The sequence below is a fragment of the Pectinatus frisingensis genome (assembly GCF_015732285.1).
Classification (GTDB): domain Bacteria; phylum Bacillota; class Negativicutes; order Selenomonadales; family Selenomonadaceae; genus Pectinatus; species Pectinatus frisingensis.
In genome coordinates, this window is record NZ_WIQU01000054.1 from 62,268 (window position 1) to 83,028 (window position 20,761).

Below are 20,761 nucleotides of genomic sequence, written 5' to 3' on the forward strand. Positions count from 1 at the left end.
CCGCTGAATATTCGACAACCTCTTCCTCGTCTTCTCACTTGATTGTGAGAGCCAGCGCTAAGCTGTATGCTTTTGCAGAACAAAGTCCTCCTTTTTGCTGTCTGATTTACGGCAGATTGTAGCAGACAAACATAGAAGATACAAAAATAATATATTCATTTCTGTATCTTCCATATTCTAATATATACTTGTTGTTTGGTCAAGTGATTTATTATGATTATAATTAGCAGGTGCGGTTAATATAAGCTTAATCACAATTACCGGTTTCTTCGCAAAATAATACTTTTTCACCATTGAGGATTTTATTTGTAGTCCTTACGGCGCACATTTTACCGCACATAGAACATGTATGGCGTTCTGCCGGAGGTGTGCTTTCATAATATTGACGGGCTTTTTGGGGATCAATAGCTTCTTTGAACATACCTTCCCAGTCAAGCTTATGCCTGGCATCAGCCATGCGATTATCCTGATCGCGGGCACTCGGAAGTTTTTTTGCAATGTCAGCGGCATGAGCAGCAATTTTGGCAGCTATAATACCATCACGGACATCGTTTAAGTCGGGCAGGCGCAAATGTTCAGCGGGGGTAACATAGCAAAGGAAATTAGCCCCATTGGCTGCGGCAATGGCACCGCCGATGGCTGAAGTAATGTGGTCATAACCAGGAGCAATATCTGTGACCAGTGGACCTAAGACATAAAATGGTGCGTTATGACAGAGCCTTTTCTGCAATTTCATATTAGCAGCTATTTCATCCATAGCCATGTGGCCTGGACCTTCCACCAGGACTTGGACATCGGCTTTCCAGGCACGTTCTGTAAGATAACCGATTTCAATTAATTCACCAATTTGTCCTGCATCGGTAGCATCATCAAGGCAGCCAGGGCGCAATGAATCACCTATTGATATGGTAACATCGTGGTCACGTAAAATTTCTAATACATCATCATAATGTTCGAAGAAAGGATTTTCATTGCCGGTCATTTCCATCCAGGCAAACAGCAGTGAACCACCACGTGAAACAATATTCATGCGGCGCCCGCTGCGCTTGAATGCTTCCAATGCCCGACGATTGATTCCAGCGTGAATAGTCATGAAATCAACACCTTCTTTAGCATGGGCTTCTATGACGTGTAAAAAATCGTCAGATGTCATTTTGAGTAAGTCTTTTTCTAAATAACCAATGGCGTCATACATAGGAACTGTACCAATCATTGCTGGAGAATAGTCGATTAATTTTTGGCGGAATTCATGTGTTTTGCCATAATTGGATAAATCCATTATGGATTCGGCACCCATGTCAACAGCCATTTTTACTTTGTCCATTTCCAAGTCGTAATTTTTAGCGTCACCGGATACTCCGAGATTAACATTGATCTTTGTTTTTAATCCATCTCCGATACCTTCGGCTGATAATGATTGATGGTGGATGTTAGCCGGAATGGCGATGACACCATGGGAAACACGTTCTCTTATCCATTCAGGTGAGCGGTTTTCTTTTTTTGCAACTAGCGAAATTTGTTCTGTTATAATGTTTCTCCTGGCGGCTTCTAACTGCGTTTTGTAATTCATATATGTCCTCTTTTCAAATTGTTATTTAATCCGGATAGGGAAAATGCGCTGAAATATAAAAAAAACTACCTTCCTGTGGAGAAAAGCAGTTTTAAAATCGTGGCATTGAGCTTCCCTACAATGGTATTAACCAACAGGTTCAAAGGGTTGGGCAATTGCCCTCTCAGCTTAAAGCACCCCTGCTCAGGTCAGTCTAACAAAATAAGTAATTTATGTCAAGATTTATACAGCCGGATAAGGTGTTTATCTATAAAAATTTTACAAGGTTTTTAACAAATTATATAGAAATAATACATATATCAGGAATACGTAATAATATTAACAAAGGTAAAGGGTGATGAATATGAGAGAATTTAAATCCATCATGGTCCCTATCGACGGATCGATGCATTCTGAACATGCTTTGCAGCAGGCGGTATATATTGCAAAACTGAGCAAAGCAACATTGAATGTACTTTATGTAATTGATCTGAACACAGCAGTATCTGCCTTTGAAAGAATGACTTTGGATGCATATATTCCAGGGGATATTGATGCGCAGGGAAAGAAGATATTGGATCATGCAAAAGAAGTAGTTGGTGATTTACCACAAACAGAATATACGCTGAAAATAGGAGACCCGGCTAAAATGATTTTGACTTATTCTAAGGAAAGTGATGCTGATCTTATTGTAATGGGGAGCAGAGGCCTGGGCGCTATAAAGCAGATAATAATGGGAAGTGTAAGCCAATATTTGGTGACACATGCTGAATGTCCTGTGTTAGTAGTTAGATAGGATAAAATAATAAAAACCGGCATTTTATTTAAAATGCCGGTTTTTATTATTCTGCTGTAAATGGCAGTAAAGCGATATTGCGAGCACGTTTTATAGCTAACGTTACCTGACGTTGATGACGAGCACAATTACCGGAAATACGACGCGGTAAAATTTTACCGCGTTCAGTAATAAAACGACGTAATTTAGCAACATCCTTATAATCAATAGAATCAACTTTATCTGCACAAAAACTACAAACTTTTCTTTTTGGTCTTCTGTTTCTATCACGTTTAACCAACTGGAAACCCTCCTAATTAAAATGGAATTTCTTCGTCAGGGGGCAGCTCAGAGCCAAATGAAGCGGCTGCCGGAGCAGATGTGTTTGATGAATTGGATTGTTCCGGAGCATTTGAATAATTATTATCCGAATGTGTTGGGCGGGAACCCATAAACTCAATATCGTTGGCGATTACTTCGGTTACATAGCGTTTTGAACCATCTTGGGCATCATAACTGCGTATCTGCAGATAGCCATCTACGAGAATCTGACTGCCCTTAACCAGATTGTTACCACATATTTCAGCTAATTTCTGCCACGCAATTATGGTAAAAAAATCAGCATTATTTTGTTGATCACGAGAAAAGCGTTTATTTACGGCCAGACGGAATGAAGCTACAGCTTTACCTGTCTGGGTATAACGTACTTCCGGATCAGTGGCAAGACGCCCTGCTAAAATGACTTTATTCATAATCGTCCCCCCTAGACAAATTATTTTTCGTCTAATCTTATAATCATATGTTTTAAGATTTCATCAGTAATCTTCATTACACGATCAACTTCATTGATACAAGCCGGTTCGGCAGTGATATCGAACAAGCAGTAAAAACCGTCCATGCAGTCTTTTATTTCATAGGCAAGACGTTTTTTACCCCAACGGTCTTCTTTATCAATAGTGCCGCCATTATCAGTAATAATGCCGAAAAACTTTTCGATTACTGCATTGGTCTGTTCTTCTTCCATTGGTTTTACAATAAATATGACTTCGTACTTTCTCACGAAATCACCTCCCTCTTTGGACTATCGGCTCTTTTATAAGAGCAGGGGATTCAAAATTAAATTTTGAAACCAGTCTTAAATTATTATTAACTATAAGATTATAGCATTGTAAATAAAATAATACAAGGAAAATAAGCTTAGAAATTTAAAAAATTATTGGTTACTAAAATGTCCTTTACTTCAGACATAGTTTAGTATTTTTATAATTTTCAAAATAAACTATACTATATTTGTAAAACGAGTATAGCCGACAGTTAACTATAATGGATTGGAGGAGTTTATATGACATCAGAAAATTTGTCGGCACGCGAAAAAAAAATTTTGGCAGTTTTATTTAAAACTAATAGTTATATAACTGCCGCTTATTTATCAAAGCTTTTATGTGTTTCAGAAAAAACTATATATCGTGATCTTAAATCCATACAGTATAATTTAAAATCAAAAAATCTTATTCAACAGGATCGAGGTAAAGGATATCGGTTAAATTATACGCCATCATTAAAAAATATTCTCTGCAACAGCAACCAGGGAAATACTTTTTCAGGTATTGATGTAGTAACACGCCGCAGAAATATCACTGTATTATTGCTTTTGCAAACTCCAGTAGAAACATCTATTAATAAATTAGCAGAATTGTATTTTATAAGTAATGCCTCTATCGTTAATGATCTTAATATAATAGAGCAAGAATTATTACAGTATGATTTGTCACTTATTCGTTCTCATAATGGCACTCATATAAAAGGAGATGAATATAATATACGAAGATTATTAATGCAAAAAATCAGTTTATTTTCTGTTACAAATGATTCATTTCTGGTATGTGAAAATAATGATACTGCTAATGAACATGACTTATACACATTTTTTTCCCATAAGGATATAAGTTTTGTAAAATTACTGCTTGACAAAGCTGAGCAAATGTTATGTGGCAAGATAAAAGATCCATATTATATAAATATTTTTACTCATATACTTATACTATTAAAACGTTTAGAAAATAATAAAAATTTATGCATTAAAGATTCTTATAAAAAATACCAGTATAGTAATTTAACAATCACTAAGTGCACACAATTAATTGTAAATGAACTAAAACAATATCTAAATAAAATTATCCCTGATGACGAAATTTTTTATATTTATCAGTATTTATATTCATCCCGTATTGATATGGATAATGGAACTATAAATGTAGAAGTTACTGATATACATAATAAAGAAACTGTATTTGTTGACGATCTCATATTGAAAATTTCACAAGTAATAAATTGCGATTTTACAAATGATTTCAATTTAAAAACATCTTTACTATTGCATATACGTCCACTTACTAAACGTATTGAAAACAATATCTTTATTTCTAATCCACTAAAAAATGATGTGAAAGAAAATTTTGGACAAGTTTATCGAGCTGTTGATTCATATCTAAAAAAGCAACTTTTGAAACCGGTTTTTAAAAATTTAAGTGATGATGAAATATCATATATTGCTGTGTATTTTCAAGTATCTTTGGAAAAAAGAGTACAGCAAAAACGTGTAGGTATTGTTTGCTCAAGCGGTATAGGGACCTCTCATTTATTAGCTGCTCGCGTAAAAAAAACATTTCCTGATTGGGAAATAGTAGATATTGTTTCGGCTAATCATGCCAATTTATTCAATATTAATAGTGTAGATATCGTACTTACCACGGTAAAAATCAATCATAAAAAAAACATACCTACTGTTTTAGTGAGTGCTATTTTCACTGATATGGATATCGTAAAAGTAAAACAAGCTTTACAAATGATATAGATTTTCTGAGGAGGGTGTATATAGATATGGATATTGAAAGAATTTTAAATGAAAATTTAATTGATTTAGAAATGAATGTGAAAACCAAAAATGAAGCTATACAAAGTCTTACGAATTTATTAGTCAGTGTTGGAAATATCGACAATTCAGAGCTTTTCATAAAAGATGTATATGCTAGAGAAGCAGAAGGAAAAACTGGATTAGGAAATCATATTGCTATTCCCCATGGCAAATCAGACGCAGTAAAAATAACTTCGATAGCTGTTGGCAGAACCAGAAATGGTTTAGTATGGGAATCTCATGATAATCTTCCTGTACACGTAATAATCTTATTTGCAGTAAGAAATATCGACAAGACTACCGTTCATTTAAAACTGCTTTCACAGGTGGCTATTGCATTAGCTGATGATGAAACTATCGAAAAGCTACTCACTACAAATAACAAAACAGAAGTTATCAAGTTATTATCAAATAAGATGCATTAAAAGGAGAGACACAAATGAATATTGTTGGAGTCGCGGCGTGTGTTGCTGGAGTTGCACACACTTATATTGCAAAGGAAAAACTAATTAAAGCTGCCCAAAAGGCCGGTCATACTATTAGTATGGAAACTCAAGGCCAAATCGGGATTGAAGACGAGCTTTCTTCTGAAAAAATCAAAAATGCCGATGTTGTTATTTTAGCTGTGGACACTGCTATAAAAGGACGCGACCGTTTTACAGGCAAAAAGGTCGTAGAAATCCCAACAGAAGTAGCTGTTCATTCATCCGGAAAACTTATAAAACATATAGAAGAAAATCTTAAATTATAAGGAGAAAATAACAAAATGAAAAATCTTAATATTAAAAAAAATCTAATGACTGCGATTTCCTATTTAATTCCATTTGTTTGTTGCTCCGGCATGCTCATGGTCGTAGGCAATATTTTAGGTGGACAGACCATCAAAAATTTCAATGGAGATATGCATGTTGCTGATGTTCTTTTTACATTAGGTGGAGATGGTTTAGGCCTTTTAGCTGTATTCATATCAATGTTTATAGCCTATGCTATCGCTGACAGAACAGGTATTGTACCAGGCTTTTTATGTGGCGTTCTTTGTAAAGAATATGGTTATGGTTTTTTAGGCGGCCTGCTTGCTGGTTTTCTAGCTGGTTATTTAGCCAATTATTTAAAAAACACAATAAAACTGCCTAACTGGTTTGAAGGAATAAAACCTATGCTTATTCTTCCATTCCTTACAACACTAATCGTTGGGCTGGTAATGCGTTACATTATTGGTATTCCCATAAATGCATTGCAAGGCTTTATTACTTCTACACTTACCACGCTGCAAGGCGGTTCCATACTTGTATTAGGCCTAGTTGTTGGCATTTTGTCTGCTGTAGATTATGGTGGCCCTATTAATAAAGTAGTATTTGTATTTTGTCTCGGTTTAATGTCTGAAGGTTACACCACGCCGATGAATGCACTTATCTCAGCTTCAATGATTGCCCCACTCGGTCTAACTATATGTTATCTTTTAAGTCGTATTATAAAAAAAGACATTTTTTCCAGTGATGAAACAAATGCACTAAAAAGCGCATTTATTATGGGATGTTGTCAAATAACTGAAGGATCGTATCCTATTATTTTAAATGACTTAGTGAGAATTACTATCTGTACAGCAATAGGTGCTGCTGTAAACGGCGCGCTAGTATTTTATTGGGAATGTACTAATCCTATTGCATGGGGAGGTTTCTTCACAATTCCTGGACAAAATCATCCTGGACTCTGGACTGCAGCACTGCTCATTGGATCTTGTATATTTGCCATTCTTTGCCTGTTCCTTAAAAAGAAGCCTTCAGCTTCTACAGCTGAATCTGAAGAAGAACAAGACCTTAACTTGTCCAGCATCAAAATTTCTGGTTAAAAACTAGCTTAATATACTAGTTTTAAATATTATATTCCTGAAAGGAAGTTTATATCATGTTAATATCTATGCCACAAATGCTAAAAATTGCTAAAAAAGAACATTTTGCTGTTGGTGCTTTCAACGTATCTTCAAACATGCTGATGCGTGCCGTAGTCGAAGAAGCAGAAGTCACAAAAACACCTGCCATAATAGCCATTCATCCTGATGAACTAAAATTCATTACTGATGAATTCATTGCTTATGTTTTAAATCGAATATATAAAAGTCCAATTCCTTTTGTACTGCATCTTGACCATGGCAATTCGCTCAATGATGTGGAAAGAGCTGTACATGCTGGATTTAATTCAGTAATGATCGACGGTTCTAAGCTGCCTTATGAAGAAAATGTTGCTTTAGTAAAACATGTTGTTTCTTTAATGCATCCAATTGGTGTAGCTGTTGAAGGAGAGTTAGGGACAATTGGCGATACAGGCAACTCTATTGAAGGCGGTGCTACAAAAGTAATTTATACCAATCCAGAACAAGCTGTCGATTTTATTGAAAAGACAGGTGCAGATTCATTAGCAGTGGCTATTGGTACAGCACATGGTATTTATCCAAAGGACTTCAAACCTGAATTGCAAATGGATATTTTGCAAGATATTGTTAATCGTACAAGTACACCACTTGTTTTACATGGTGGTTCTGCTAATCCTGATGAAGAAATCGCGCATGCTGTTAAAATAGGTATACAAAAAATTAATATTTCCAGTGATATTAAACATGCTTTTTATGTAAAATGCCGTGACATACTTGCTAACCAAGAATTACGCGAACCAAATCAAATTTACCCCGATTGTATAGTATCTACTAAAAAAGTAGTAAAACAAAAAATGCAGTTATTTAATTCATTAGGAAAAAGTAATTGTTACTATAGGGATTAACAAATTCATTTACAGGAGATTATATCATGAAACGTTCAGAAATCAATAAAAATATACAATATATTATAGACAAAGCCAAGGATTTTCATATCTTATTACCGTCGTTTGCTTTTTATACATTGGATGATTGGAAAAATATAAAAAAAGAAGAATGTGAATTAGTAGATACCATGCTTGGTTGGGGAATCACTGATTTTGGGAAGGGTAATTACAATAAATGCGGATTAGGCATTTTCACATTTAGAAATGGCAGCCAACTAGAGCCTCAAAAATATCCAAAACCATATTGTGAAAAACTATTATTTGTATCAGATGGACAAATGCTCCCTTATCATTTTCATTTTTCTAAAGTGGAAGATATAATCAATCGTGGTGGCGGTATTTTAGAAATAACATTATACAACGCCGATGGAAAAGAAGATTTCGCCGACACAGATGTGACCGTTACCATCGACGGTAAAAAATCAACTGTACATGCAGGTGCATCCGTACAGATTAAACCGGGACAAAGTATTACATTATTGCCGCGGCAATATCACTCATGGCATGGCATTCCCGGAACAGGAGATATTGCTGTTTTCGAAGTTTCAAGGGCAAATGATGACAATATAGATAATCGTTTTTATGACAAAACACCTTGGGTCCCCGCTGTTGATGAAGATGAACCAATCAAATATCTTGTTTTTGATGATTATAAAAAATACGTAAATTTTTAATGTATAACTAATACCTTCTGCTTTACATTTATATTTAGGAAGTGAGACACATGAAAATAGGTGTAGATACATTTATCTGGACAGAAGTCTTTACTGATAAAGATATTTGGATAATAAAAAAGGCTGAAGAATTGGGATTCCAAGCAATTGATTTTGCAATAGCTCATCCTGAAACTTTTCCCACAGAAAAAGTCATAAAAGAATTGCAGGGAAGATCTCTTCAAGCTGTGACATCAACAACACTAAATGCTGAAAACAGCTTGATCTCTCCAGATAAAGCCATAAGAGAAAATGGTATACAGTCACTAAAACAGCTAATTGGTATTAATAAAGCAATTGGTTCCAACATACTAGGCGGTGTTAATTATGCCGGTTGGGGTTGCCTCACAGGTAAGCCACGCACAGAAGAAGAATGGAGTAATTCCGTAAATGCTATGAGAGAAGCAGCTGAATATGCTGTTAAAGTACATCCTGCTTTAAAAATATGCGTAGAGCCTGTTAATAGATTCGAAACTCATTTTATCAATACTGCTGCCGACGGCGTAAAGTATTGTAAGGATGTTGGTACAAAAAATATGGCTGTACATTTAGATTGTTTTCACATGATAAGAGAAGAAACCAGTTATACAGAAGCAGTAAAAACATGTGGTAAGGAATTTCTTGGATATGTTCATGTGTGTGAAAACAACAGAGGCATACCGGGCACCGGATTAGTTCCTTTTAAAGAATTTTTTACTGCATTAAAAGAAATCGGATACAGCGGTCCTTGTGTAATTGAATCCTTTGATCCAGGATTTGAAGAATTAAATGAACAATGTGCAATATGGCGTAAATTCGCTGACACGGGAGAAGAATTAGCTGTAAAAGGCTTAGCCAATTTAAGGGAAATAGCCATTGAAGCAGGTGCATAATAATTTATAACAAGGAGCACAATTATGCAGAGAATAATGAATGACCCGGATAACATAGTGGATGAGATGCTGGCGGGTTTTATAAAAGCACATGATAATATTGTAGAATCTACAGCTAACAGCCGTGTCGTAAAAGCTAAAAATATTCTGCCCGATAAAGTTGGCGTAATAACTGGTGGAGGCAGTGGACATAAACCTGCATTCATTGGTTATGTCGGTAAAAACATGTGTGATGCCGCAGCTGTCGGAGAAATATTTTCATCACCAACTGCCGCAGCTTTTCTTGATGCCGCCAAAGCTGTCGATCAGGGAAAAGGTGTCGCCTGTCTTTATGGCAACTATTCCGGTGACAACATGAACGTGAAAATGGCACTAAAAATGGCTAAAAAACAAGGCATTACCATAAAAACTGTAGTAGCTAATGATGATGTTGCATCAGCGCCTAAGGGCCAGGAAGAAAAACGTCGTGGTGTTGCCGGTGAAATCTTGATGTGGAAAGTCGGCGCAGCTAAAGCAGCACAAGGAGCTTCTCTGGATGAAGTCATAGCTGCTGCCCAGAAAGCTATCGATGCTACAAAAAGTATTGGTATCGGTTTATCACCATGTACTCTGCCAACAGTCGGCCATTCTAATTTTGACATAAAACATGGTACGATGGAAGTTGGTATCGGACACCATGGCGAACCAGGCATGAAAGTTTGTCCATTGGGTACAGCTAAAGAGATAGCTAAAAAAATGGTTGATATCGTACTGTCCGATTATCCTTTTAAAAAAGATGATGAAGTCGTTATACTGGTATCAGGACTTGGTGCTACCCCGGTCATGGAGCTTTATGTACTGTACAATGAAATTGAAAAATTAATTGGTCATGCAGGATTAAAGGTACACAAGGCTTATGTAGGGAACTATTTTACATCGCTGGAAATGATGGGTGCTACATTTACAATGATGAAATTGGATAAGGAATTAAAAGAACTCATTGACGTGCCGGCGTACAGTATGGGATTAAAGCAGGAATAGGAGTTTATAATGAGTACATTTGACAATAAAGACGGGGGAGCCGTTTTACTGGCGATGGTGGATACCATACAAAAGAATAAAGCATATTTAAGCGATATTGATGGATTGATTGGTGATGGAGACCACGGCGTAAATATGAACAAAGGCTTTTCTCTATTTGAAAAAAATTATTGTGACAAAGAATTCCTTTTCAGCGAAGGTCTTGAATATCTTGGAATGACTTTAATGAATGATATCGGCGGTTCGATGGGACCAATATATGGTACTATATTCACCGGCATGAGTGAAGCAGGGAGCAATTTACAGAAAATATCTCTGACAGATTTCGCAGCAATGCTGGAAAACGGATATAAGGGACTTAGTGAGATAATTGAAGCTAAAGTAGGAGATAAAACTCTTGTGGATACGCTGATTCCAGCAATTAACAGTTTAAGGGACAGTGTGGCACGAAAAGAAGATTTTAAGCGGGCATTGCTGAAAATGAAAACTGCGGCAAAAGCGGGCAGTGATTCTACTAAAAACTTTAAAGCAAAGTATGGCAGAGCCAGCAGGTTGGGAGAAAGAAGCATTGGCGTTCTTGATACCGGGTCAGTATCATGTTATCTGCTTTTATCGGCCATGGCTGATTCTATTATTACTTTATTGTAATAAAAATAATTTGGTTAGTTTTGATATTTATTAAAAATATTGATTACAAAATTATTTAATATTGATGATTGTTTTGCAATGTATTGTTCGTATACAAACATTCATTTTTAGTTAGCTTTTTATCTGAATTAGATTATGCAAAAGACGAAAAACTTATGTTATTTTTTATTAAGAGGTTCGGTCTTTTTTCCGTGTACCTCGTGCTAAAGAACAGATAATGCCTATAGTACAAGTCAGGGAAAGAATTGTAAAAATGTTTTGTATACCTTCCAGTAAAGCAGGTATATACCCACCGGTTATGATGTTTTTAGTGGCGACTGATAGTAAAAAAGTAACAATAGCCATACTGATTGCCTGACCAAACATACGCATAACAGCCAGGGTAGATGAAGCAACACCATAGAATTTAGGTTGTACCGCACCCATGATGGCGTTATTATTTGGAGAAGAAAAAAGGGCAAAGCCTATTCCTATAATTATGAGGATGCTTCCTATATAATAAGAAGTAGTCGTTGTTGTTAGATGAGAAAGCATATATAGACCAAATGCCGTGATGCCCATACCGCTGGAAGCTACTAAGCGCGGTTCAAATTTATCAGAGAGGGCACCGGCTAAAGGGGACAACAGTGACATCATTATTGGCTGCAGTAATAAAAGCATGCCGGCACTTAAGGCATCAAATCCACGTATCACTTGCAAATATAATGATAATGTGAAGGAAATGCCAAAGGTAGCGCTGTAATGAATGAGGGCAGCCGTATTAGACATGGCAAAGATAGTGTTTTTAAATAATGATAGAGCAAAAAGAGGATATTTAATATGATTCTGTCGATAAATAAAAGCGACAGCTAGGACTAAACCGATGATAATAAGCCATTTCATGAGAGGATGACGAGCATAATCGGACAGCCCGTAAAGTATCGAAGCAGCAGACAATGCATAAAGCAAGGAACTGAACATGTCTAGTTTTTCATTGCGATCACCATACCATTCTTGTTTGACGGAACTCATTATATAAATGCTGGTAAAAATTCCGAGTGCCGTAAAAATGAAAATTGTTCGCCAACCAAGAAATTGTGTAAGCGCACCACCGATTACGGGACCGAGTGAAAGTCCCATATAGACACAAGACGCGGAATAACCGATGATTTGGCCGCGCTTTTGTGGGGGATGGCTGGCAACCAGCATAGCCATGCCAGTGGAAAAGTTCATCGCCATAAAAATGCCCTGCATAAAACGTAATAATAAAAGTATATTTAAAGCAGGTGCAAAAACACAAGCCAGTGTGGTGAAAGCAACACCAATGCACCCGGTTTGATAAACTTTGCGTCGGCCATTTATGTCAGCGTATTTGCCGCTGGGCAATAATAAAATGACTGAACCTAGTAGAAATAAAGTCAGTATCCATGTCAAATTTTCGGCATTCACACCATATTCTAAGGCCATTGAAGGAATCGCTACATTGACAGAGCTGCCCATGAAAGGACCGAAGAAAGATGTCAGTAATACGGAAATAAAAACCTTTTTTTCATCCATAATAGTTACCTGATAAAATAATATTTAATATAGTTTTTATTATAGTATAAAATCAATGGTATGGATATATCTGATTGATAAAATAGGATATATTGACTTTATAAATTGCCGATGCTATAATCAAGATGCGAATAATAATTGTGTATTAATTATGATATACTATCAGGCTGATTAGAAAACTAAAGGCTTGGCGGGCAGAAACATTTGTGTAGCTGTCAGTCAGGTCTTTTTTCTGTTTAACAGGAGGCGAAGTTGATTGGTGATTGAATGGGAAAAAAGTGTTTAGGCAATATTTATTGACGGGTAGGTAGAATGGTTAGTATTATTATTACAACATTAGTTTAAATGGAGGAATTAACATGGCGGAAATTTATGATAGCATTACACAGCTTATTGGGAATACCCCGATTTTACGGGCAACAAATTATATAAAAAAACATGATTTGAAGGCGGATATTTTGGGCAAACTGGAATATTTCAACCCAGCGGGAAGTACAAAGGACCGCATCGCCAAATCAATGATCGAGGATGCAGAACAACGTGATATCTTGAAGAAAAATTCTGTGATAATAGAACCGACCAGTGGCAATACTGGTATAGGACTGGCTGCGATTGCAGCATCGCGTGGTTATAAAATAATAATAACAATGCCGGAAACGATGAGCGTAGAACGGCGTAATTTGTTAAAAGCCTATGGGGCAAAAATTGTGCTTACCGATGGTAAGGCAGGCATGAAGGGCGCTATAGCTAAGGCTGAAGAATTGGCTAAAGAAACACCAAACTCATTTATACCGTCGCAGTTCACTAATCCGGCTAATCCTAAGGCACATTATTTGACGACGGGGCCGGAAATATGGGCTGATACTAAGGGAAAGGTTGATATTTTTATTGCGGGGGTAGGTACAGGGGGTACACTTTCCGGTACTGGGAAATATTTAAAAGAAAAAAATCCTGACATAAAAATTTATGCTGTTGAACCGGAAACATCACCAGTCCTAAGTGAAGGCAAGGCTGGTCCACATAAAATCCAGGGTATCGGAGCGGGGTTTATTCCAGAAACCTTGGATACAAAAATTTATGACGCAGTCATTACTATATCTAATGAGGATGCTTTTAAATACGGCCGGGATTTTTCACAATCGGAAGGCGTATTAGTGGGAATCTCATCTGGGGCTGCATTTGCTGCTGCCGTCAAATTGGCACAGAAACAAGAAAATTTTGGTAAGACAATAGTAGCTATTTTACCGGATACTGGTGAACGTTATTTGTCCACAGCGTTGTTTAATGATTGATAATAATTTAAGAAAACTCTAATGTTAAGTAAGATGCACCTCTGTACAGAATAATTATTTTTTTTAATGTTCTGCACAGAGGTGTTTTATGTAATTTTTATTGCAAATTAAGTTACCTTACATTATAATAAGAACAGATTTATGATATTTTATGTCGAAAGGGCATGTAGCTTATGGATACAATGAGTATCGCTGCTATGTCAGTTGGGATGAATCAGGCCCAGTTGCAACAAAATGTTGGAATAGCAGCTCTTGGTAAAGTCTTCGATGAAATGAAGTCATCTGCTGACATGATCACTGAGTTATCTGTCGGCTCCGATTCTAACCTTGGTACTAGTGTGGACATTAGTGTGTGATTCATACGGCTTAGCCGTAATTTTATATTAAGCTTATTGTTCGAATTTGCACGGTACCACAATGGCAGGAGGAACAACGGGGCTTGAAAAATGTAAGGGGATTTTGTAGATGGATTATCAAGACAAGACATTGACATGTAAGGACTGCGGCAAAGAATTCATATTCACTGCAGGGGAACAGGAATTTTATGCGGAAAAAGGTTTTCAAAATGAGCCCAGTCGCTGCCACGAATGCCGCGATGCGAAACGGCAGCACAGTCGAGATGGCCGTTCATCTTCTCGCAAAATGTACGAGGCTGTTTGCGCAAAATGTGGCGCGACAACACAAGTTCCTTTTGAACCAAAGCCAGATCGTCCTGTATACTGCCGTGATTGTTTCAATATTATTCATAATAAAACAATGTAGTGCTGCTGGATGAACACAGCGGCAGCGAATAGCGCGCCGGCAAAGGAGCATGGGTGGTTTATCCGTGCTCCTTTTTATATAAGAGGACAAGAATTAACCATATTTTGTAATTTGATCATTGGTACTTTGAGATATGGTTTCATGCCTGTCTGTGAATAGGGGCTGGAAGAAATAATATTTAGGAGGATTTTATATGAAAAAAATCTTATTATTGTGTTTGGCTGTTATTATGGGGGCAGCTTTTGTCGTGGCTGGCTGCGGTAGCAATGACACTGCTAAGGAAAGTTCCGCTTCGGGATCCGGCGGAGAAAAAGTATTGAAAGTTGCGACCAGTGCTGATTTTGCACCATTTGAATTCCAAGGTGAAAACGATACTGATTATCAAGGCTTTGACATGGATTTAATAAGAGCTATAGGTAAGGAAATGGGCACTAAAGTTGAAATTAACAATATTAGTTTTGACGGACTTATTCCTGCATTACAGACAGGAAATATCGATGCTGTAATAACAGGCATGTCAATAAATGAAGAACGAGAAAAAGAAGTTGCTTTTTCGGATCCTTATTACGAATCAGGGCTCACTATAATAGTTAAGGCTGACAATAACAGCATTAATTCTTTTAATGACCTTCAGGGCAAAAAAATTGCCGTTCAGATAGGAACGACCGGCGCAGAAGAAGCAAAAAAAATTCCTAATGCACAGGTAAAAGAATTAAATAGCTCAGCGGACACATTCTTGGAACTAAAAGCTGGAAATGTTGATGCTGTAGTAAATGATAAACCGGTCAATGCTTATTATATGACTAAAAACAGTGATAACAGTGTAAAACGTGTCGGAGAACAACTTACCTCCGAAAACTATGGAATTGCTGTGAAGAAAGATAATACAAAACTTGTACAGGAAATTAATGATGCTCTTAAAAAATTAAAAGAAAACGGCGAATACAACAAGATTTATAAAAAGTGGTTTGGCACGGAACCTTCCAATAATTGATTGATGCTGCCGAAAAATATATAGGATGTTGACTAGATGAGTTTTAATTTTGCTTTAATTATAAAATCATTGCCTCTTTTATTAGCTGGTGCAGTAGTTACCGTAAAAATAACATTGATAAGTGTATCAATGGGGATTGTAATCGGTATGTTTGTTGGTATTGCACGTGTTGTAAAGGTAAAACCGGTAAAATGGCTGGCAGCTGTTTATGTCGATTTTATTCGTGGAACGCCGTTACTTGTACAGATTTTTATCATTTATTTTGCTCTGCCGATGGTGCTTGGAATCCATATGGATCCGTTTTTTGCAGCAATAACTGCATGCAGTATAAACAGCGGAGCTTATGTGGCTGAAATATTTAGGGCGGGCATTCAGGCTGTTGATGAGGGACAGATGGAAGCTGGACGTTCACTCGGGCTTACTTGGGCACAAACAATGCAGTATATTATAGTGCCGCAGGCTTTTAAAAGTGTTATTCCTCCGTTGGGAAATGAATTTATCGCGCTATTGAAGGATTCTTCGCTTGTTTCGGTGATCGGATTTGAAGAATTAACCCGCAGAGGGCAGCTTATAATAGCGCGTACGTATGGTTCACTGGAAATTTGGGTGACAGTGGCATTCCTTTATTTGATAATGACACTTACTATTTCCCGCTTAGTAGCTTATCTGGAACGGAGGTTTGATATAAAAAATGATAGAAGTTAAGGATTTGCATAAATCATTTGGATCTGCCGAAATTCTTAAGGGCATTAATTTAAATGTTGCCAAAAGGGAAGTTGTAGTGATAATCGGACCATCCGGCTCGGGAAAGTCGACTTTATTGCGTTGTATGAACTACCTGGAAATTCCGACACATGGACAGATACTCATAGATGGAATGGATTTGCAAAAATCAGATATTAATAAAATCCGTTCAGAAATCGGCATGGTTTTTCAACGGTTTAATTTATTTCCGCATATGACGGTGCTGGATAATATTATGCTGGCGCCAATGAAAGTTCGTAATACAAAACGTGGTATCGCAAAAGCTGAGGCAATGGAATTGCTGCAAAGAGTCGGACTGGAAAATAAAGCTGAAGCCTATCCTTCACAGCTCTCAGGAGGACAACAGCAACGTGTTGCTATAGCACGGTCGCTGGCAATGAAACCGAAGGTGATGCTATTCGATGAACCGACATCAGCCTTGGATCCGGAAATGGTTGGGGAAGTTTTGGATGTAATGCGTAATTTGGCCAAAGAGGGTATGACCATGGTCGTTGTCACACATGAAATGGGTTTTGCCCGTGAGGTGGGTACTCGGCTGTTATTTGTTGATGATGGACGGATCGTAGAAGAAGGTTTGCCACGCAGTGTTTTTGAAGCACCTAAAGAAGAACGGACAAAGCTGTTTTTATCTAAAGTACTGTGATGATTGTATATATATAAATTTGCTGCTTATAAAAGCAGCAAATGTATATATTGTGATACGCCAGGATACGTGTTAATAAAAACACTTATTAAATAAGTGTTGACATAGGTTTTTAGGCATGATAATATATATGAGTATCTGAAACTGCGGTAATGTTACAGGAGTGATATTAATGCTGGAGAAACTAAGAAATGCGAAACATGTTATTGGAATAAAGCAGGTCACAAAAGCGGTCAATAATGGTTTAGCAAAGTATGTTTTTTTAGCTGATGACGCAGATGACAGGATCCTTAATCCACTGAAAACTTTATGTGCAGGCAAAGAAATACAAGTGGTAACGGGAGCTACGATGGCAGAACTTGGTAAGGCCTGCTCAATTGAAGTCGGCGCTGCAGCAGCAGCTATAATAAACAAGTAATTGCCGATATACCCGGTTTTGGGTGTTATCTTTTAGGAAGGAGGTGCATGTATGCCTACAATCAATCAGCTGATAAGAAAAAGCAGACAGAGCTTGCAGGAAAAATCTACGGCTCCGGCACTTAAAAACTGTCCGCAGAAACGTGGCGTTTGCACTAGGGTTTATACAACAACCCCGAAAAAGCCTAACTCCGCATTGCGTAAAGTTGCCCGTGTCCGTTTAACTAATAGTATCGAAGTTACGGCATATATACCTGGTATTGGACATAATCTACAAGAACATAGTGTTGTACTAATTCGTGGCGGTCGTGTAAAAGATTTACCGGGTGTTCGTTATCATATTATTCGTGGATCTCTTGATACTGCAGGAGTTCAAGATCGCGCACAGGGAAGAAGTAAATACGGTGCAAAACGCAGTAAGAAAAAATAACTTAAATGTTTAATAATAAGGAGGGACATAGATGCCGAGAAAAGGTCCTGTACCTAAACGTGATGTGTTACCGGATCCGGTTTATAGATCCAAAAAGGTAACAAAATTTATTAATAAAGTAATGCTTTCAGGCAAGAAAAGTGTTGCTGAGCAAGTGGTATACGATGCATTTGATCGCATTAAAGATAAAACGGGCAAGGATCCGTTGGAAGTTTTTGAAACGGCACTCAGTAATGTAATGCCGGTACTGGAAGTGCGTGCCCGCCGTGTCGGTGGCGCAAACTATCAGGTACCAGTTGAAGTTCGTCCGGATCGCCGTATGACATTAGGTATTCGTTGGCTGGTCAATTATGCGCGCTTACGCGGAGAAAAGACAATGAATGAAAGATTGTCGGGAGAACTTATGGACGCAGCTAATAATACTGGTGCGGCCATCAAAAAAAAGGAAGACACACATAAGATGGCGGAAGCTAATAAGGCATTCGCTCATTATCGTTGGTAATTAATATAACAAGGGGCGATGTAAGTGGCTAGAGAGTTTTCACTTGAAAAAACTCGCAATATCGGTATCATAGCACATATAGATGCCGGCAAAACCACTACGACCGAACGTATATTGTATTATACCGGGATAGTGCATAAAATTGGTGAAGTTCATGATGGCGCAGCTACCATGGACTGGATGGCTCAAGAACAAGAAAGAGGTATAACAATTACCTCGGCTGCAACAACTTGTCATTGGAAGGAACATCGCATCAATATTATTGATACACCCGGACACGTGGACTTCACTGTTGAAGTCGAACGTTCATTGAAAGTGCTTGATGGAGCAGTAACAGTCCTTTCTGGTAAAAGTGGTGTTGAACCGCAGTCAGAAACTGTTTGGCGCCAAGCTGAACGTTACAATGTACCGCGTATGGTTTATGTTAACAAAATGGATATCGTTGGTGCAGATTTTTACAATGTTATCCAAATGATGATAGACAGATTACATGCTAATCCGGTACCTATTCAAATACCTATCGGTGCTGAAGATGATTTTCGCGGCATGATTGATCTTATAAAAATGGAAGCTATTCTTTATGAAGATAAGGAAGGCAAACTGGAAACCTTTGGACCGATTCCGGCTGAACTGCAGGAAAAGGCTGAAGAATATCGGCAGAAGATGCTCGACGTCATAGCAGAAACTGATGATGATCTCATGATGAAATATCTTGAGGGTGAAGAAATTTCTGAAGAAGAAATAAAGAAAGTAATCAGAAAAGCTACGGTAGAATGTAAGATTTGTCCAGTAGTATGTGGTTCATCTTATAAAAATAAAGGCATACAGCCAATGCTGGATGCCGTTATCGATTTTATGCCATCACCACTTGATATACCACCTATTAAAGGTATCAATCCTGATACGGATGAAGAAGCTCACCGTGAAGCTGATGATGAAGAACCATTTTCTGCGTTGGCATTTAAAATTATGGCTGATCCATTTGTCGGTAAATTGGCTTTCTTCCGTGTATATTCCGGTACATTATCAGCGGGATCTTACGTATATAATTCCACTAAAGATAAGAAAGAACGTATTGGACGTATATTACAGATGCATGCTAATCATCGCAGAGAGCTTGATGTTGTTTACAGTGGTGATATTGCAGCGGCTGTCGGACTTAAAGATACCACCACCGGTGATACGTTATGTGATGAAAAAAATCCTATAGTTCTTGAATCCATGGAATTTCCTGATCCGGTTATTTCCGTTGCTGTTGAACCGAAAACCAAGGCTGACCAGGAAAAAATGGGCATAGCTTTGCAGAAACTGGCGGAAGAAGATCCTACTTTCCGGGTAGCAACTGATCAGGAAACAGGGCAGACAATAATTTCCGGCATGGGTGAACTTCATTTGGAAATTATTGTAGACCGTATGCTTCGCGAATTTAAAGTTGAATGTACGGTTGGTAAACCGCAGGTCGCTTATCGTGAAACAATCAAAAAAGATGTTAAAGCCGAAGGTAAATTTATTCGTCAGTCTGGTGGTAAAGGGCAGTATGGTCATTGCTGGCTCGAACTTGTACCTCAAAAACCGGGTGAAGGTTTCTCCTTCGAAAGTAAAATCGTTGGTGGGGCCATCCCCAAGGAATATATTAACCCGATTGAAAATGGTGTCAAGGAAGCAATGGAAAATGGGGTAGTTGCCGGATATCCTATGGTTGACATCAAGGCTGTCGTTTATGACGGTTCTTACCATGAAGTCGATTCATCAGAAATGGCATTTAAGATTGCCGGCTCCATGGCATTTAAAAGCGGGGCACAAAAAGCTGATCCTGTGCTTTTGGAACCATATGTTAAAGTTGAAGTTACGGTACCTGAGGAATATATGGGCGATGTAATCGGTGATTTGAATTCCCGGCGTGGACGCATTGAAGGAATGGAACCGCGCAATGGTGTGCAAGTTATCAATGGCATGGTACCACTTTCTGAAATGTTCGGTTATGCGACTGATTTGCGTTCCAGAACTCAAGGCCGCGGGAACTATTCAATGGAAGTATCTCATTATGAAGAAGTTCCTAAAAATATAGCAGATACTATTGTAGCAAAAAACAAAGGTGAATAAGGGAGGAAT

The 20,761-nt window shown here is 37.7% G+C and carries 25 protein-coding genes and 1 riboswitch; of the genes, 20 read left to right on the plus strand and 5 right to left on the minus strand.

Going from position 1 to position 20,761, the window contains the following annotated elements; translation table 11 throughout:
- Window positions 1–247 precede the first annotated feature (247 nt).
- Window positions 248–1,570 carry a phosphomethylpyrimidine synthase ThiC gene (thiC, locus tag I6751_RS10195; protein ID WP_196591226.1) on the minus strand — a complete coding sequence of 441 codons (1,323 nt, stop codon included), beginning with the start codon at window positions 1,568–1,570 and terminating at the stop codon, window positions 248–250.
- A 94-nt stretch (window positions 1,571–1,664) separates the two neighbouring features.
- Window positions 1,665–1,761: riboswitch (TPP riboswitch) on the minus strand.
- Window positions 1,762–1,913: 152 nt separating this feature from the next.
- Between thiC and I6751_RS10200 the strand changes: the two genes are divergently transcribed.
- Window positions 1,914–2,345: a universal stress protein gene (locus I6751_RS10200; protein WP_182187651.1), complete on the plus strand. Its 432-nt coding sequence runs from the start codon at window positions 1,914–1,916 to the stop codon at window positions 2,343–2,345.
- 46 nt (window positions 2,346–2,391) lie between these two features.
- Here the strand turns inward: I6751_RS10200 and rpsR are convergent, their stop codons facing one another.
- The 3 genes from rpsR to rpsF are packed head-to-tail and all read right to left on the minus strand — an operon-like array spanning window position 2,392 to window position 3,384.
- Entirely contained in the window at window positions 2,392–2,625 is a 234-nt protein-coding gene (gene rpsR, locus I6751_RS10205) for a 30S ribosomal protein S18 (RefSeq protein ID WP_182187652.1), read from the minus strand.
- 16 nt (window positions 2,626–2,641) lie between these two features.
- Window positions 2,642–3,076 carry a single-stranded DNA-binding protein gene (locus I6751_RS10210; RefSeq protein WP_196591225.1) on the minus strand — a complete coding sequence of 145 codons (435 nt, stop codon included), beginning with the start codon at window positions 3,074–3,076 and terminating at the stop codon, window positions 2,642–2,644.
- Window positions 3,077–3,096: 20 nt separating this feature from the next.
- On the minus strand, window positions 3,097–3,384 hold the full coding sequence (gene rpsF / locus I6751_RS10215; protein ID WP_182187654.1) for a 30S ribosomal protein S6: 288 nt from the start codon (window positions 3,382–3,384) through the stop codon (window positions 3,097–3,099).
- A gap of 282 nt (window positions 3,385–3,666) precedes the next feature.
- Here rpsF and I6751_RS10220 point away from each other — a divergent pair, with 282 nt between their 5' ends.
- Genes I6751_RS10220 through dhaL form a run of 9 tightly spaced genes read left to right on the plus strand, consistent with a single transcriptional unit; the run spans window position 3,667 to window position 11,308 of the window.
- Entirely contained in the window at window positions 3,667–5,178 is a 1,512-nt protein-coding gene (locus tag I6751_RS10220) for a BglG family transcription antiterminator (RefSeq protein WP_196599093.1), read from the plus strand.
- A 26-nt stretch (window positions 5,179–5,204) separates the two neighbouring features.
- Complete coding sequence (locus I6751_RS10225) at window positions 5,205–5,663, plus strand: PTS sugar transporter subunit IIA (RefSeq protein WP_196591223.1); 459 nt, start codon at window positions 5,205–5,207, stop codon at window positions 5,661–5,663.
- A gap of 14 nt (window positions 5,664–5,677) precedes the next feature.
- Window positions 5,678–5,989, plus strand: a complete 312-nt coding sequence (locus tag I6751_RS10230) for a PTS fructose transporter subunit IIB (RefSeq protein WP_196591222.1) — start codon at window positions 5,678–5,680, stop codon at window positions 5,987–5,989.
- A gap of 15 nt (window positions 5,990–6,004) precedes the next feature.
- Window positions 6,005–7,087 carry a PTS fructose transporter subunit IIC gene (locus I6751_RS10235; protein ID WP_196591221.1) on the plus strand — a complete coding sequence of 361 codons (1,083 nt, stop codon included), beginning with the start codon at window positions 6,005–6,007 and terminating at the stop codon, window positions 7,085–7,087.
- 56 nt (window positions 7,088–7,143) lie between these two features.
- On the plus strand, window positions 7,144–8,013 hold the full coding sequence (locus I6751_RS10240; protein ID WP_196591220.1) for a ketose-bisphosphate aldolase: 870 nt from the start codon (window positions 7,144–7,146) through the stop codon (window positions 8,011–8,013).
- A gap of 26 nt (window positions 8,014–8,039) precedes the next feature.
- On the plus strand, window positions 8,040–8,729 hold the full coding sequence (locus I6751_RS10245; protein WP_196591219.1) for a D-lyxose/D-mannose family sugar isomerase: 690 nt from the start codon (window positions 8,040–8,042) through the stop codon (window positions 8,727–8,729).
- A gap of 50 nt (window positions 8,730–8,779) precedes the next feature.
- Window positions 8,780–9,640, plus strand: coding sequence for a sugar phosphate isomerase/epimerase family protein (locus I6751_RS10250; protein ID WP_196591218.1), 861 nt, complete (start codon window positions 8,780–8,782; stop codon window positions 9,638–9,640).
- A 24-nt stretch (window positions 9,641–9,664) separates the two neighbouring features.
- Window positions 9,665–10,660: a dihydroxyacetone kinase subunit DhaK gene (locus I6751_RS10255; protein WP_196591217.1), complete on the plus strand. Its 996-nt coding sequence runs from the start codon at window positions 9,665–9,667 to the stop codon at window positions 10,658–10,660.
- A gap of 9 nt (window positions 10,661–10,669) precedes the next feature.
- Complete coding sequence (gene dhaL / locus I6751_RS10260) at window positions 10,670–11,308, plus strand: dihydroxyacetone kinase subunit DhaL (RefSeq protein WP_196591216.1); 639 nt, start codon at window positions 10,670–10,672, stop codon at window positions 11,306–11,308.
- Between the two features lie 168 nt (window positions 11,309–11,476).
- Here dhaL and I6751_RS10265 read toward each other — a convergent pair whose 3' ends face one another.
- On the minus strand, window positions 11,477–12,844 hold the full coding sequence (locus I6751_RS10265; protein WP_196591215.1) for an MFS transporter: 1,368 nt from the start codon (window positions 12,842–12,844) through the stop codon (window positions 11,477–11,479).
- 359 nt (window positions 12,845–13,203) lie between these two features.
- Here I6751_RS10265 and cysK point away from each other — a divergent pair, with 359 nt between their 5' ends.
- The 10 genes from cysK to fusA all read left to right on the plus strand — a co-directional run bounded on the left by cysK (window position 13,204) and on the right by fusA (window position 20,752).
- Window positions 13,204–14,136, plus strand: coding sequence for a cysteine synthase A (gene cysK, locus I6751_RS10270; RefSeq protein ID WP_196591214.1), 933 nt, complete (start codon window positions 13,204–13,206; stop codon window positions 14,134–14,136).
- A gap of 173 nt (window positions 14,137–14,309) precedes the next feature.
- Window positions 14,310–14,492: a YjfB family protein gene (locus I6751_RS10275; RefSeq protein ID WP_182187657.1), complete on the plus strand. Its 183-nt coding sequence runs from the start codon at window positions 14,310–14,312 to the stop codon at window positions 14,490–14,492.
- Window positions 14,493–14,601: 109 nt separating this feature from the next.
- Window positions 14,602–14,898 (plus strand): zinc-ribbon domain containing protein, encoded by a 297-nt coding sequence (locus I6751_RS10280; RefSeq protein ID WP_182187658.1) that lies wholly within the window; start codon window positions 14,602–14,604, stop codon window positions 14,896–14,898.
- Window positions 14,899–15,091: 193 nt separating this feature from the next.
- Window positions 15,092–15,892, plus strand: coding sequence for a basic amino acid ABC transporter substrate-binding protein (locus tag I6751_RS10285; protein ID WP_182187659.1), 801 nt, complete (start codon window positions 15,092–15,094; stop codon window positions 15,890–15,892).
- A 36-nt stretch (window positions 15,893–15,928) separates the two neighbouring features.
- The gene (locus I6751_RS10290) at window positions 15,929–16,597 is read left to right on the plus strand and encodes an amino acid ABC transporter permease (protein ID WP_182187660.1); all 669 of its coding nucleotides are present in this window, start codon (window positions 15,929–15,931) and stop codon (window positions 16,595–16,597) included.
- Complete coding sequence (locus I6751_RS10295) at window positions 16,584–17,300, plus strand: amino acid ABC transporter ATP-binding protein (protein WP_196591213.1); 717 nt, start codon at window positions 16,584–16,586, stop codon at window positions 17,298–17,300. Before I6751_RS10290 ends, I6751_RS10295 begins: the two co-directional genes overlap by 14 nt.
- 172 nt (window positions 17,301–17,472) lie before the next feature.
- The gene (locus I6751_RS10300) at window positions 17,473–17,718 is read left to right on the plus strand and encodes a L7Ae/L30e/S12e/Gadd45 family ribosomal protein (protein WP_196591212.1); all 246 of its coding nucleotides are present in this window, start codon (window positions 17,473–17,475) and stop codon (window positions 17,716–17,718) included.
- A gap of 51 nt (window positions 17,719–17,769) precedes the next feature.
- Window positions 17,770–18,147: a 30S ribosomal protein S12 gene (rpsL, locus tag I6751_RS10305; RefSeq protein WP_182187663.1), complete on the plus strand. Its 378-nt coding sequence runs from the start codon at window positions 17,770–17,772 to the stop codon at window positions 18,145–18,147.
- 31 nt (window positions 18,148–18,178) lie between these two features.
- Entirely contained in the window at window positions 18,179–18,649 is a 471-nt protein-coding gene (gene rpsG, locus I6751_RS10310; RefSeq protein WP_182187664.1) for a 30S ribosomal protein S7, read from the plus strand.
- A 24-nt stretch (window positions 18,650–18,673) separates the two neighbouring features.
- Window positions 18,674–20,752: an elongation factor G gene (gene fusA / locus I6751_RS10315; RefSeq protein ID WP_182187665.1), complete on the plus strand. Its 2,079-nt coding sequence runs from the start codon at window positions 18,674–18,676 to the stop codon at window positions 20,750–20,752.
- Window positions 20,753–20,761: the final 9 nt, after the last annotated feature.